Below are 14850 nucleotides of genomic sequence, written 5' to 3'. Positions count from 1 at the left end.
AAAATAATAAAAAACGAATTTGATATGAATAAAAAAGAAATAAGTTACATAATGTAGTCCCTAAACTACAGCAGGGTCTTTTGGGGAGTAGGTTATGCTTTGTTTTAAGAATGCACAGGAAGTTACGAATATTGCTTTGCTGGATCGTGCTTTTCATTATGGCGATGGCTGCTTTACGACTGCACGAATTGTGAAGAATAAAATTGAGCTGGAACGCTTACATTACGCGCGTTTACAGTTGGCATGTGAGCGTTTATTGCTTAATGCAAACTTAGCTTTGATTGCTGAAACTTTAGTGAAAATGCAGCAAGATTTTGGACACCTAAATGGGACCTTAAAAGTTGTGATTAGTCGTGGAGAAGGGCAACGCGGCTATAGTTTGCCTGATCATCCTGCAGATGTTTGGGTGTTCTTTTATCCGCAAGCTGTCGACACATTTCATTACCAGAAAATTCAGTCGGGTATCTTGCAGCATGTCATGGGATTGAGTATGCCGAACTTGGTTGGCATTAAAAGTTTAAATCGCTTGGAACAAGTGATGCTCAAACAAGAAGCCGATCAACAGGGTTGGCTAGAGGCTTTGGTATTGGATGTACACGGCTCAGTTGTTGAAGGGATAAGCAGTAATTGTTTCTTTCGCATAAATGACACATGGATTACGCCTGAACTTCGTTATAATGGCGTGCATGGCGTCATGCGTGCGGAAATTTTACGTCGTATGCAGCAGCAAGGGATTCAATGCGAACAGCGTTTAGTCAAATCGGAAGAAACTTTGAATATACAAAGCCTATTTTTCTGTAATGCTTTGCAGCCCATGAAAATTGCCACAGGGTTAGATCAGCAAGTATTAATGGTTGAACCCTGTATTGAACTTTTTAACACTTTAGAATTGAATCAGATAGCCTAATCTTATTATGAGCAGTAAACCAAAACCGAAAAAAAAGCCTGCTAAAAAAAGCACGCCAACAGCAACATTCTCCGCAAAAAAATGGGGGATTTTTATTGGGCTATTTCTTGTTGTTGTCTTGGGGATTCTTTGGTCGAGCTTATTTAAAGCTTATCCCGTCGAAGGGAAAAAACAGCTTTTAGCGATTGGTCAGGGCGATAGCTATTCGGGTTTGATTGATCGACTATCGAAAGAAAATAAAATACATTTTCCTATCATTTTAAAGCTTTATCAAAAAATCATGATTCACGAGAGCTTAAAAGCGGGCGTCTATGAAATTGATCAGGGCATGAGTGTACGTCAGGTCTTGGAGTTTATTTCCAATGCTGAAAATGCGCAGATGAATCGTGTTTTAGTGATTGAAGGCACCACTTTTAAACAATTGATTGATCAATTACAACAGAATCCACTAGTAAAAAAAGAGGTTTCAAATCTACCGCAAGCGGAGATGTTACAATCCTTAAATATTCCTTTTTCACACCCTGAAGGTTTATTTGCACCAGATACTTATTTCTTTAATAAAGGTGAATCGGACAAGAAAATTTTGACAGATTTGTATCGCCGTCAAATGAAGAATTTGGATCAGGCTTGGGAAAATCGTGCTCAGAATCTACCCTATAAAGATAAATATGAAGCGCTGATTATGGCGTCGATTATTGAAAAAGAGACCAGTTTGGACAGTGAATTACAGCAAGTTTCAGGGGTATTTGTACGCCGTTTACAAAAAGGTATGCGTTTACAAACCGATCCAACCGTCATTTACGGGATGGGAGATAGTTATAACGGTAATATTACCCGCCAAGATTTAAGAACACCGACTGCGTATAACACCTACACCATGAGTGGCTTGCCTCCAACACCAATTGCTTTACCAAGTAAAAAGGCGATTGAGGCAGCAATGCATCCAGATGACTCCAACACGATTTATTTTGTTGCCACGGGGAATGGCGGACATAAATTTAGTGCAACTTTGGAAGAGCATAATCGTGCCGTCAAAGAATATTTATCCGTATTAAAATCGAAACAGGAGTGAGGTATGTTTATTAGTTTTGAAGGCACAGAAGGTGTCGGGAAAACCACTCTCATTCGTAAAATTCATGAGTATTTTCAACAGCAAGGTACAGAAGTCGTGCTGACGCGTGAGCCAGGCGGAACGCCAATGGCAGAGCAAATTCGTAGTCTACTTCTTGCCGTGAATCATGATGAATCGATGTCAAATGATACTGAGTTATTGTTGATTTATGCTGCACGTGCGCAGCATTTACAACAGGTCATTGTCCCAGCCTTGCAAGCAGGTAAAACTGTTTTATGTGACCGTTTTACCGATGCAAGTTTTGCTTATCAATGTTCAGGACGTGGCTTGGATCAAACCAAATTAAATTTATTAAACGATCATTTTGTTTCACATATGCCGAATATTACCTTCTGGCTTGATGCTCCAATTGAAACAGGCATGGCGCGTGCACGGGAGCGTGGTGCTTTAGATCGTTTTGAGCAAGAAAAAGTCAGCTTTTTTGATAAAGTACGTGCAGGTTATCAAACGCTTTGGGAGCAAAATCCAGAACGAATGAAGCGTTTAGATGCCACGCAGACACCAGAACAAGTTTTTGCCCAAGCATTGTCTTATTTAGTGTAATTGTTGATCGATTTTCCTAGTGTCGATCACTGAATAATCTTTTATAGTGATGATCAAATAGGGAAGTAGGACAATAATACGCAATGAATATGCAAAGTAAACAAGCTGAAATTATTCAGTTTTTGATGCAACATTTTCCGCAAAGTTTAGAAAAATGTGAGATTGAATCTGTTACTGATCGGGGTGCGACGGTCATTTATCATATTGATGATCGGGATTTGCGCCCCGGTGGTACGGTTTCAGGACCCACCATGATGACGGTTGCAGATTATGCCTTGTATATTGCCATCCTTGGGGAAATCGGACTGGTTGGCTTAGCCGTCACCACCAATTTGAATATTAACTTTTTGCGTAAACCTACGGCTTCGCAAGATCTCCGTGGTATCTGTAAATTGATGAAAGTAGGCAAGGCCCTTATTGTGGGAGAAGTCTGGATTTATTCAGTCGATCAAGATGAACCTGTGGCACATGTGACAGGAACATATTCAGTACCACCACAGCGAATGCCATCAAATATTGCGTAATTGTTTTTTAAAATTGAGTGATAGCTTGAGTATCTTCATGGGCAGGTACAGTTCAAAATAACTGTACCTGCCGTATTTTATTCAGCATTCACCAAAGGTGTTTCAACTTGAAAGTTTGGAGGCGTGAGTACAGTTTTGCGTAACTCAGGCGCCAACTCAGGATAGTCTAAGGTGAAATGTAACCCACGAGATTCTTTACGTTCCATTGCACAACGTACAATCATTTCTGAAACCAACACCAAGTTACGCAGTTCAATCAGATTTTTACTGACCTGATAGTCTTCATAATATTCTGTGATTTCACTCTTGAGCATTTCAATACGGTGTAAGGCGCGTTGTAAGCGTTTGGTGGTACGGACAATCCCCACATAGTTCCACATGGTTTGACGCAATTCGTCCCAGTTCTGCAAAATGACGACATCTTCATCGGGATTCATGACCTGCGAATCATCCCATTCTGGCACTTGAGGCGAGCTATAATTTTCAACATAATGTGATTCAATATGTTCAGCGGCACTCATGCCATAGACGAAACATTCAAGTAGGGAATTGCTTGCCATACGGTTAGCGCCATGTAGGCCTGTATAGGAAGTCTCACCAATCGCGTATAAACCGTGTATATCGGTTTGGCTATGTTCGTCGACCACCACGCCACCACAGGTGTAGTGTGCAGCAGGGACTACAGGAATCATTTCTTTGGTAATATCGATACCTAATTCAAGTAATCGAGCATACAACGTCGGGAAATGCTCTTTTACAAATGCTTCAGGCTTATGCGTAATGTCTAACCAGACGTGACGAATCCCCAAACGCTTGATTTCATAGTCAATAGCACGCGCAACAATATCGCGTGGTGCCAGTTCAGCACGTTCATCAAAACGCAACATGAAGCGTTCACCATCAGGCAATCTTAAATAAGCACCTTCACCGCGCATGGCTTCAGTAATTAAGAAAGAACGAGCTTGCGGATGGTATAAACAAGTAGGATGGAATTGGTTAAACTCCATGTTTGCCACGCGGCAACCTGCTCGATACGCCATAGCAATCCCATCACCTGTCGCGATGTCAGGGTTTGAGGTATACAGATAGGCTTTCATTGCACCGCCACATGCCAAAGCGGTAAATGGGGCTAAGAATGTGTGGACTTGTTCAGTTTTTTCATCGAGAGCATATAGGCCCAGAGCACGATTATGCGATTCGTCTAGGCCGAGTTTTTGCGAGGTAATTAAATCAATCGCAATAAAATTTTCAAAAATCGTAATATTGTCTTTTTCTTGCGCACGTTGTACCAACGTGGTCGAAATTGCACGCCCTGTTGCATCGGCGGCGTGAATAATACGACGCTGTGAGTGACCACCTTCACGGGTTAAATGTAACTGCGATTGCTCATCTAAAGTGAACTGCACACCATTATTAAGCAGGAAATCAACAGAAGGTTTACCGCCTTCAACGGTTTGTTTGACTGCGTCGAGTTCACATAAATGTGCGCCTGCAATCATGGTGTCATCAATATGCTGTTGAATGGAATCCGTTTCATCCAGAACAGCGGCAACCCCGCCTTGTGCATAATAAGTGCTGGCATCGGTTAGGGTTGATTTTGCTAAAACTGCAATATTGAAATGATGAGGTAATGACAGTGCTAAACTTAAACCTGCGCCACCACTGCCCACAATAATCACATCAAATTGATGTGTTGAGCTTAAATTAGACATTTCCATCAGCTAATTTTAAAAAAAGTTTGGTAATGACAACGCTTTTTGCGATAAAAGGCAAGTGTAAAATAGTCGAGTGCTCATCAGAAAAAGCAATTAACTTCCTATAACTTAATCTAAAAATAAGTACTTGTTTTGCTAAAACATAATTGAACATATTATTACGCAAGAATAACGAGTTTTATGATAAAAATTTTTTGTCTAATACGTAACAATAATTGAGTGAATGAGTTTTATGAAAAGTGGCTATTTACAAAAAGGAATGTATGCTGCGGTTTTTACAATGGTGGCAGTACAAACTCAAGCCGCACCAGCAGTGGATTTTTCAAATTTAGTTGAGCAAGTTAGTCCTGCGGTTGTGAGCGTGAATGTGGTCAAAAAAATGACCCAAGAAGAAATTATGCAGCAACAAGTACCAGAGATCTTACGTCGTTTCTTTGGTAATCAAGTCATTATTCCGCAGCAGCAAGTTCCACAAGAAAAAACGGCTTATGGCAGTGCATTTTTTATCAGTAAAGATGGTTATTTGTTGACGAATCATCATGTAGTCGAAAATGCTTCAAAAGTCACGATTATGATGAACGATCGTCGTGAACTAGATGCAACGGTCATTGGTAGTGATGAACGTACCGATGTGGCATTGCTCAAAGTAAAAGGTAATCAATTTCCTGCATTAACAACAGGGAATGTAGATCAACTGAAAGTAGGTGAACCTGTATTGGCCATCGGTTCGCCGTTTGGTTTTGATTATTCAGCTTCGGCAGGGATTGTGAGTGCCAAAATGCGAAATATGATGGGTGAGACATCGGTTCCATTTATTCAAACGGATGTTGCCTTAAACCCTGGTAACTCAGGAGGGCCATTATTTAATCAGCGTGGTGAAGTGGTTGGGGTCAACTCGCGTATTTTTAGTGGAACAGGTGGCTATATGGGCTTGTCTTTCTCTATCCCAATTGATGTTGCTATGGATATTGCAGACCAGTTGAAGAAGAATGGTAAAGTAACGCGTTCTTATCTGGGCGTTATGATGCAGGATATCGATCGTAACTTGGCAGAATCTTACAATTTACCGAAACCAGAAGGTACTTTAATTACCGACATAACACCAAATTCACCTGCAGCAAAAGCTGGTCTAAAAACAGGTGATATTGTTTTGAAATACAATGGTGCAGCGATTTCACGGACCTCAGAACTCCTCAATTATTTAAACCGTTCTGTACCAAATCAAACTATTCAACTTGAAATATTGCGTGATGATAAAACCCGTAATATTTCTGCAACCTTAACCACAGCCCCAGATGATACGCCTGCTAAAGTGGATCAGGGCGCAGAAAGTGCTGGGCCAAAAATTGGGGTAGCAATTCGTGATTTATCACCTTCTGAGTTAGCACAACTGAACATTAAAGGTGGCGTACTGATTCAGGATGTCATGCGTGGTGGGGTGGCGTCTCAAGCAAGAATTCTGCCTGGTGATGTGATTACCCAATTGAATAATACGACCATCAATAATTCGAAAGAGTTCATCAAAACAGTTTCAGGTTTAAAGAAAGAGAGCATTGTGCGTGTTTCACTGATTCGTGAAGGACAGCGTGCTATTTTAGGGATGCGTATTTAACAGTTTCATGTGAAATCATGACATGAACTAGTAAAAGCCAGTCTATTCAGTTTAGACTGGCTTTTTTGACTGATGTTCGGACAGTCAAATCAGCTTAAGTGTAAAGAAAATATACATGGTTTTTAAATTTTAACGTAACCATGGACAGGACAAACAAATTAATGAGCGCGATTTTTGATTTAAATTTGACGGTAAAGCCAGAACATATTGATGCGTTGGGACATGTCAATAATGTGGTTTATGTGCAGTGGATGCAGGATGTCGCAACGACACATATTGACCAGTTAGGTCTAGGTATTCAACAGTATTTAGAATTAAAACATGCCATGGTTGCAGTGGAGCATCATGTGCAATACCGCAAAGCAGCTTTATTGAATGACGAAATTGTGTTGCGTACATGGCTAAGTGACATCAATAGTATGTATTTATTTCGTCAGTATGTTTTTTACCGACCTGCGGATCAAGCTGTACTATTCATGGGGCAGACTAAATGGGCATGTGTGGAAATTGCATCAGGTCGACCTAAACGTATTTCACCGACATTTTCGCAAGCTTATCAACCCTTAAATGATCAGATTAATCCATTAGATTTTACGCATAGCTATACAGTTTGAAATTCTACTGGCACGCGTTTGAAAAATGTACAGTCTTAAAAACCTAAACGTTTAAACGAATTTATCACTTTTTCATTTTTGCAATCTGCTATAATCGGCAGCAATTTGTCTAACCGCTTACGCTTAGTATCTCAGCTTTGTACTTGGCACTATTTTTTTCTTAAGGTAACTCATGGCGCAAGCTAAAAAATCCGTTGATATCAATAATATCCGAAATTTTTCGATTATTGCTCACATTGACCATGGTAAGTCGACTTTGGCTGACCGTTTTATTCAAATGTGTGGTGGTTTACAAGATCGTGAAATGCAAGCCCAAGTTTTGGACTCAATGGAGTTAGAACGCGAACGTGGGATTACCATTAAAGCAGCGTCTGTAACCTTGTATTACACCCATCCAAATGGGCAAGAATATCAATTGAACTTCATTGATACGCCTGGACACGTAGACTTTTCTTATGAAGTTTCTCGTTCATTAGCAGCTTGTGAAGGCGCGTTATTGGTTGTAGATGCTGCACAAGGTGTTGAAGCACAATCGGTTGCAAACTGTTATACCGCAATTGAGCAAGGCCTAGAAGTTTTGCCAATTTTGAACAAAATTGATTTACCGCAAGCAGAACCTGAGCGCGTTATTCACGAAATTGAAGAAATTATCGGCATTGAAGCGACAGATGCTCCAACCTGTTCTGCAAAAACTGGTTTGGGTGTCGAGGGTGTACTTGAGCGATTAGTCGATGTCATTCCAGCACCCGTGGGTGATCGTGAAGCGCCTTTACAAGCCTTAATTATTGACTCTTGGTTCGATAACTATTTAGGTGTTGTATCCTTAGTTCGTATTAAACAAGGTCGTATCCGTAAGGGCGACAAAATGTTGGTTAAATCGACAGGACAAACGCATCCAGTCACTTCGGTGGGTGTGTTTAATCCTAAACATACCGATACCGACATGCTTGAGGCAGGTGAAGTAGGTTTTGTGATTGCAGGGATTAAAGATATTTTTGGTGCACCAGTGGGTGACACTATTACCCTTGCTGCTACACCTGATGTTGCTATTTTACCGGGTTTTAAAAAGGTTAAACCGCAGGTTTATGCGGGTCTTTTCCCGATTGATGCGAGTGATTTTGAACCATTTCGTGAAGCGCTACAAAAATTGCAGATCAACGACTCGGCTTTATTCTTTGAACCAGAAAGCTCAGATGCATTAGGTTTTGGTTTCCGTTGTGGCTTCTTAGGAATGCTACACATGGAGATCGTACAAGAGCGTTTAGAGCGTGAGTATGACCTTGATCTCATCAGTTCTGCGCCTACTGTAATTTATGAAGCATTAACCAAGAAGGGCGAAACGATTTATATCGATAGTCCATCAAAAATGCCAGATGGATCTACTGTAGAAGATTTGCGTGAACCGATTGCAGAATGTCATATTCTTGTTCCGCAAGAGTACTTAGGGAATGTCATGACCCTATGTATTGAACGCCGTGGTGTTCAAAAAGATATGAAATTCTTAGGTAATCAAGTTTCTATTACCTTTGAAATCCCGATGGCTGAAGTCGTTATGGATTTCTTTGATAAATTAAAATCATGCTCTCGTGGTTTTGCATCGTTAGACTATAACTTTGTGCGTTTCGAAAGTTCAGCTTTAGTTAAGGTGGATGTATTAATTAATAGTGACAAGGTTGATGCCTTAGCTATGATTTGTCACCGTAATGACGCACGTCATCGTGGTATTGCATTGGTTGAGAAAATGAAAGATTTGATTCCTCGCCAAATGTACGATGTAGCAATTCAAGCGGCTATCGGTGCACAAATTATTGCTCGTTCTACTGTAAAAGCGATGCGTAAAAACGTATTGGCGAAATGTTATGGTGGTGATGTTTCACGTAAGAAAAAACTTCTTTCTAAACAGAAGGAAGGTAAGAAACGTATGAAACAAGTGGGTAGTGTAGAAATCCCGCAAGAAGCGTTCTTGGCTGTGTTGAAAGTAGAAAGATAAGAATTAGAGGTCGTTTAGCTCATGGATTTTGATTTTAATTTAATACTCGTGCCTGCCACACTGATTTTTTTCTTGGTGTGGTTGCTGGACAAGTTTGTATTTAAGCAAAGACAAACTAAGGGTAGGGGTAATGAAAACTTCATTATTACATGGGCTTACGATTTCTGGCCTGTACTGGCAGTGGTTTTGGTTTTACGCTCATTCTTATATGAACCATTTAATATTCCGTCAGATTCTATGGTGCCGACTTTAGAAACTGGTGACTTTATTCTGGTGAATAAGTTTGACTACGGTGTACGCTTGCCAATTGTGAATAAGAAAATTCTCGATGTGGGTGAGCCAGAACGTGGCGATGTTATTGTTTTCCGTTATCCACCACAACCGACTATTAGCTATATCAAGCGTGTTGTAGGTTTACCAGGTGACCATATTATTTATGATCATGGTCAACTCACGATTAATGGGAAAAAAGTTGCGAAAGTTCCAGTTGAGTTCAGTCGTGAGAAAGATGCCTTGGATACACCGACCTCAATTTATCATAAGGAAACTTTGGGGGAACACACCTTTACTATGCGTGAGTTGGAAGGTGTGAATGTTGCTCGTCAAGCGCCATTTATTAATTATATTGAAAATGGTAAATACTCAACTGAAAATGGTTTATATTGGGAAGTCAAAGTTCCTAAAGGGCACTACTTTGCGATGGGGGATAATCGTGATCAAAGTGCTGACAGTCGTTTCTGGGGATTTGTGCCTGAAGAGAACTTAACTGGGCGCGCATTTTATGTTTGGATGCATAAAGAGCCTGGTTTTAAACTGCCGTCATTCAGTCGTAACGGTAAAATTGATTAATTGACCAAGATGGAAAATAAAAAATGCGTCGAAATCAAAAGGGTGCATCATATATTGGTATTTTAATTGCAGTTATTGGCTTTGCTTTTTTGGCAAAAGTTGCAATTGCAGTTTGGGGACCCTATTGGGATGATCGTGTGATTGATAGCCAGATTACAGAGTTACTGCAAAGTAGTCCTGCCGATATCAGTCCATCGAAATTCTCAGGTCAAATGGGGCAGCGTTTAGATATGAATAATGTTCGCGATATTAAATTCGAAGACATTGCTCAAGTGACAAATGTTGATGGTTTGCAAGTGAAAAAGAGTTATGAGGTAAGAAAGCATTTCTTACTGAATATTGATTTAGTGTTAAAGTTTGAGAAAAGTTTTGATCAAAGGTCAGCCCAAACTAAGTGATATTCGCTTGGTCAGTCGTATAGGTTATCAGTTTAAGCAAGCGGAGCTACTTCAGCTTGCTTTGACGCACCGTTCGGTAAGCCATAAATATAATTACGAACGCTTAGAGTTTCTAGGTGATGCGTTGTTAGGAATGATCATCGCCAATTATTTGTACCATGCCTATCCACATGAAAATGAAGGTCGTTTGACGCGTATGCGAGCGACCTTAGTTCGACAGGAGGCGTTAGGCAAAATCGCAAACGACTTAAAACTAAGTACCAACTTAATTTTAAGTACAGGTGAGTTGAAGTCAGGCGGGCATCATCGTGAATCGATTTTGGCAGATACCGTTGAAGCTATTATTGGGGCAATTTATGTGGATTGTACTGACTTAACAGTGTTAGAGCGTATCGTGCTAAAATGGTACGAACCTTACTTAGACTATATCGAACCGACAGATCAACTAAAAGATCCTAAATCAAGATTGCAAGAGTATTTGCAAGCGCGTAAGAAGCCGCTTCCTATTTATGAAGTGGTCGATATACAAGGGGATGCGCCTAACCAACATTTCAAGGTGAATTGTACGGTTGAGGGTTTGCCTCTATTTAAGGGTGAAGGTTCAAGTCGTCGTTTTGCAGAGCAAGCTGCAGCGGCGGATATTTTAAAACTTTTGGAGCAGTAATCTGCCATGTCAAATTCTTCCGATCACAACGATGCTGATCACGAGTCGCCAAGCGACACTAATGACTTAATTAGCCAGTTTTTTAGCGAACAAGGCACCACGATTCCTTCTGATTTCAGAAGTGGCTTTGTTGCAATTGTTGGTCGCCCAAATGTGGGTAAATCGACATTGATGAATCACTTGCTGGGACAAAAACTTTCGATTACTTCACGCAAGCCGCAAACCACGCGTCATAAAATTGTGGGTATTGATTCGCGTGACAAATCTCAGGCGGTGTTTGTCGATACGCCAGGGATGCATAAAAAAGAAGTGCGTGCCATCAATAAAATGATGAACCGCGCTGCGTCTTCTGCATTGCGTGATGTAAATTTGGTCATGTTTGTTCTGGATGCAGACAAGTGGACGCAAAACGATGAGCTCGTTTTGGAAAAGCTTAAAAATGCAGAGATGCCTGTGATTTTGGTGATCAATAAAATTGATACACTTGAAAATAAAAACCATGCCTTACCATTGATTCAAGAACGCGCAAAATTGATGAATTTTGCGGAAATTGTTCCTGTTTCTGCACTTCGCGGTGCGAACTTGGAACATCTACGTGACACCATTGAAAAGTATTTACCTTTCCAACCACCAATGTATTCATTGGATCAATTGACTGATCGTTCTGAGCGTTTCTTAGCATCAGAAATTATCCGTGAAAAGATTATGCGTCAGCTTGGTGAAGAGCTTCCGTACGATTTAACTGTGCAAATTGAGTCATTTAAGACTGAAGAAGCAACAGTGAATGAAAAAACTGGTCGTCCAAAACCAGCATGTACCTATATTGACGCAACGATTTTTGTAGACCGACCAGGTCAAAAAGCCATTGTGATTGGTGAAAAAGGCGCTAAGCTTAAGAAAATCGGTATGGATGCCCGTATTGATATGGAAAAAATGTTTGAACAAAAAATTATGTTAACGCTTTGGGTGAAAGTGAAAGGTGGTTGGTCAGACGATGAGCGAGCACTGAAAAGCTTGGGTTATAGTGATATCTAAGTCTGCATAAAACAAATCTTATAGGGATGGTGTTATGGTCAAAGTATTTGCAGTTATGGCTTGCGTGTTTTTTTTGCAAGGTTGTATCTACAAGATCGTTACTGTCCCTGTAAAGATTGCTTATAAAACCACGAAAGGTGTGGTGAAAGGAACCGCAGCAGTGGTTGGTGCTGTTATTCCAGATGGGGATGATGAGGACAGCGAACAAAATGATAAAGATAAGAAAGATTAGTTAACTCCTCATGCGTAATGAAGTACTGCATGGTTATTTAATTCACCATAGAAAATACCGTGAACGTAGTCATATTGTACATTTATTCACCCAAGAATATGGGCGAGTTGATGGTATTTTAAGACAAACCCCGCCACCACAATATCAACCATTACGTTTACAAGCATCGGGAAAGTCTGAACTCAAAAATTTCAGTAAACTTGAAATTATGCATCATCCCATTTTCTTTTTTGGCGATGCCTTTTTTTCAGGTTTTTATCTAAATGAAATTTTATTGCGCTTATGTCCGCTTGAAGTGGAAATGCCTGAAACTTTTCGGCAATATTCCGCAACCATTCAGCATCTACAAACACTCAGTAAACACGCTAATCCAGCACTATTTTTAAGACAAATCCTACGCCAATTTGAACATGCATTGTTGGAAGAATTAGGTTATCCACTTGATTTTACAATTGATGCAAATCAAGATGCGATTCAAGCACATCAAAATTATGCTTTTCAGTTAAATGATGGCTTTATTCCAACAACTCGGGCCTCACCATCTACGCTATTGGGTGAACAGATTTTGAGTATGCAGGATTATGAAAGTGGTAGGGAATTTAACCTAGAACAGTTACAATTGTTGTCGAAGTTATATAGGCAAATGATTACATCCTTGTTGGGGGATCGACCGTTGAAAAGTCGCCAGCTCTGGATTCAAAACACTCAATCTAAAACATGATTAGGAAAAAATGATGGCTGCTTTGCTTGGTGTTAATATTGACCATGTTGCAACTTTGCGACAAGCACGTGGAACAACCTATCCAGACCCAGTTAATGCTGCTTTAATTTGCGAGCAAGCGGGTGCTGAAGGAATTACACTACATTTGCGTGAAGACCGTCGTCACATTCAAGACGATGATGTACGTCGTATGCGTCCAGCATTAAAAACTCGTATGAATCTAGAGCTTGCCGTTACACCTGAAATGGTTGCCTTTGCTAAAGAGATTCAGCCACAGCATGTGTGTTTTGTACCAGAAAAGCGCCAAGAAGTGACCACGGAAGGCGGGTTGGATGTGATTGGTCATTTTGAGGAGGTAAAAGCGGCGACACAGGAACTTATTGCTATAGGATGTGATGTTTCGCTTTTTATTGATGCTGATTTTGCTCAAATTGACGCTGCTGTAGCTTGTGGTGCACCAACCATTGAAATTCATACAGGGGCTTATGCAGATGCTACAACGCCTGAAGCACAACAACATGAGTTGGAGCGTATTGTACAAGCTTCGCGCTATGCCGCTGAAAAGGGTTTAGTGGTGAATGCTGGTCATGGCTTAAATCTAGAAAATGTTACCCCGATTGCACAAATTCCTGAGATTCATGAATTGAATATTGGTCATTCTTTAATTGCGGATGCTGTATTTGTTGGCTTGGCGCAAGCTGTTCAAGAAATGAAAGCAGTGATTAAAGCTGCACGTTAATTATCTATTTTAAGATTCAAATATGTCGAATATAAATTACGATGAACTAATGAAGCCAGTCATTGGCTTCTTAGGTTGTACTACGCCACAGGCTTGGTTGGATGAAGCATTGGATCATCTTGAAATTCTGATGCAAGATCACGCCAATTGCGAAAAAAAAGCAGCAGGTACTGCAATGAACCTGATGTTTCGTTACAGCTTCTTTACGGATCTACAAGTGAAGCTGGCTCAATTGGTACGTGAAGAAATGCTGCATTATGAGCAAGTGCTTGAGTTTATGAAGAAGCGCGGGCAAGCGTGGTCGAACTTAAGTGCAGGGCGCTATGCAGGTGGATTACGTAAGGAAGTACGCACTTATGAGCCGGAAGCTTTAATTGATATTTTGATTATTGGGGCTTTCGTTGAGGCACGTTCATGTGAGCGTTTCTATGCACTGGCTCCGCTTGTGGATGATGAGTTAGGGCGTTATTACCGTTACTTGCTTAAATCAGAATCACGACATTTTGAAGATTATTTAGCTTTAGCTTTGGATGTGGCGCGAACAGGGAAATTGAAAAATCCTGAAGAAGATATTCAGCAACGTATCGAACATATCCGTGAAGTTGAAGCAAATCTGATTCTATCGCCAGATGAAACTTTCCGTTTCCATAGTGGTATTCCAGCCATAGTTGCAGCCTAACATTAGGTCATGGTGTTTCAATAATATGAAGCACCATGATTTTACTGGATTGTAATTAATCTGATGTCCAGAAAAAAACTCCAATACCAATCAAAAAAATAAGACCAGTTTGCATGAAAAAAGCAGAATTAAATCCGGCATAAAACTGTTGTGCATAGCCCGCAATAATCAAGGCTCCAATTCCATAAAAAGTCTGTATAAAGGTCTAGAGAAAGCATAAAGCACACCAGATAAACTAAGAAAAAGCATTCTATAGCCATGTAGCGCAGATCCCAAATAACACTATGAATGGCAAACAAAATACAGACCAGTAACCTAATCGAAAGATTCCGATAGCTTTGAAATCCTTTGTTGATACGATAGGGGTAAGTCGCGAGTAAGGGAATCAAAAGTAATAAAAATGGAAAATAGGTTAGCTTGTTACGTCCCAAGAAAAAACTCGAAGGTTTGGGGGTAATTGGGTTTTCATTGATGCTTAATCTGAGCTAAGTATTTT

16 protein-coding genes are annotated in these 14850 nt (G+C 40.4%); 15 read left to right on the top strand and 1 reads right to left on the bottom strand.

The genetic code is table 11. The features are described from left to right. Positions 1-94: 94 nt before the first annotated feature. From pabC to E0H94_RS04440, 4 genes are all read left to right on the top strand, one after another. Positions 95-907 carry an aminodeoxychorismate lyase gene (gene pabC, locus E0H94_RS04455; protein WP_131325308.1) on the top strand — a complete coding sequence of 271 codons (813 nt, stop codon included), beginning with the start codon at positions 95-97 and terminating at the stop codon, positions 905-907. 7 nt (positions 908-914) lie between these two features. Further along, entirely contained in the window at positions 915-1979 is a 1065-nt protein-coding gene (mltG, locus tag E0H94_RS04450) for an endolytic transglycosylase MltG (RefSeq protein WP_131325307.1), read from the top strand. 3 nt (positions 1980-1982) lie between these two features. Beyond that, the gene (gene tmk / locus E0H94_RS04445; RefSeq protein ID WP_131325306.1) at positions 1983-2582 is read left to right on the top strand and encodes a dTMP kinase; all 600 of its coding nucleotides are present in this window, start codon (positions 1983-1985) and stop codon (positions 2580-2582) included. An 89-nt stretch (positions 2583-2671) separates the two neighbouring features. Continuing rightward, complete coding sequence (locus E0H94_RS04440; RefSeq protein WP_131325365.1) at positions 2672-3106, top strand: PaaI family thioesterase; 435 nt, start codon at positions 2672-2674, stop codon at positions 3104-3106. 77 nt (positions 3107-3183) lie between these two features. Here the strand turns inward: E0H94_RS04440 and nadB are convergent, their stop codons facing one another. Next, a complete protein-coding gene (nadB, locus tag E0H94_RS04435) occupies positions 3184-4824 on the bottom strand; it encodes an L-aspartate oxidase (protein WP_165495581.1) in 1641 nt (546 codons plus the stop codon). A 229-nt stretch (positions 4825-5053) separates the two neighbouring features. Between nadB and E0H94_RS04430 the strand changes: the two genes are divergently transcribed. The 11 genes from E0H94_RS04430 (at position 5054) to E0H94_RS04380 (ending at position 14354) form a co-directional block, all read left to right on the top strand. Beyond that, entirely contained in the window at positions 5054-6433 is a 1380-nt protein-coding gene (locus E0H94_RS04430) for a Do family serine endopeptidase (protein WP_131325364.1), read from the top strand. Positions 6434-6594: 161 nt separating this feature from the next. Then, positions 6595-7047, top strand: a complete 453-nt coding sequence (locus E0H94_RS04425; protein WP_131325304.1) for an acyl-CoA thioesterase — start codon at positions 6595-6597, stop codon at positions 7045-7047. Positions 7048-7219: 172 nt separating this feature from the next. Continuing rightward, positions 7220-9037: a translation elongation factor 4 gene (lepA, locus tag E0H94_RS04420; RefSeq protein WP_131263421.1), complete on the top strand. Its 1818-nt coding sequence runs from the start codon at positions 7220-7222 to the stop codon at positions 9035-9037. Between the two features lie 21 nt (positions 9038-9058). Then, complete coding sequence (lepB, locus tag E0H94_RS04415) at positions 9059-9886, top strand: signal peptidase I (protein ID WP_131325303.1); 828 nt, start codon at positions 9059-9061, stop codon at positions 9884-9886. A gap of 23 nt (positions 9887-9909) precedes the next feature. Further along, complete coding sequence (locus E0H94_RS04410) at positions 9910-10284, top strand: DUF4845 domain-containing protein (protein ID WP_131325302.1); 375 nt, start codon at positions 9910-9912, stop codon at positions 10282-10284. Further along, positions 10256-10948 carry a ribonuclease III gene (rnc, locus tag E0H94_RS04405; protein ID WP_131325301.1) on the top strand — a complete coding sequence of 231 codons (693 nt, stop codon included), beginning with the start codon at positions 10256-10258 and terminating at the stop codon, positions 10946-10948. The genes E0H94_RS04410 and rnc overlap by 29 nt, the downstream gene beginning before the upstream one ends. A gap of 6 nt (positions 10949-10954) precedes the next feature. Beyond that, the gene (gene era / locus E0H94_RS04400) at positions 10955-11983 is read left to right on the top strand and encodes a GTPase Era (protein ID WP_131325300.1); all 1029 of its coding nucleotides are present in this window, start codon (positions 10955-10957) and stop codon (positions 11981-11983) included. A gap of 34 nt (positions 11984-12017) precedes the next feature. After that, complete coding sequence (locus tag E0H94_RS04395; RefSeq protein WP_131325299.1) at positions 12018-12215, top strand: NF038104 family lipoprotein; 198 nt, start codon at positions 12018-12020, stop codon at positions 12213-12215. Between the two features lie 10 nt (positions 12216-12225). Beyond that, positions 12226-12936, top strand: a complete 711-nt coding sequence (gene recO / locus E0H94_RS04390) for a DNA repair protein RecO (protein WP_131325298.1) — start codon at positions 12226-12228, stop codon at positions 12934-12936. A gap of 13 nt (positions 12937-12949) precedes the next feature. Next, complete coding sequence (gene pdxJ, locus E0H94_RS04385) at positions 12950-13675, top strand: pyridoxine 5'-phosphate synthase (RefSeq protein WP_131325297.1); 726 nt, start codon at positions 12950-12952, stop codon at positions 13673-13675. A gap of 22 nt (positions 13676-13697) precedes the next feature. After that, the gene (locus tag E0H94_RS04380; RefSeq protein ID WP_131325296.1) at positions 13698-14354 is read left to right on the top strand and encodes a tRNA-(ms[2]io[6]A)-hydroxylase; all 657 of its coding nucleotides are present in this window, start codon (positions 13698-13700) and stop codon (positions 14352-14354) included. Positions 14355-14850 lie beyond the last annotated feature (496 nt).

Source organism: Acinetobacter sp. ANC 4173, from assembly GCF_004331255.1.
Taxonomy (GTDB): domain Bacteria; phylum Pseudomonadota; class Gammaproteobacteria; order Pseudomonadales; family Moraxellaceae; genus Acinetobacter.
The sequence above is the reverse complement of the archived record's forward strand: the minus strand, read 5'-3'. Positions and strand labels throughout refer to the sequence as shown.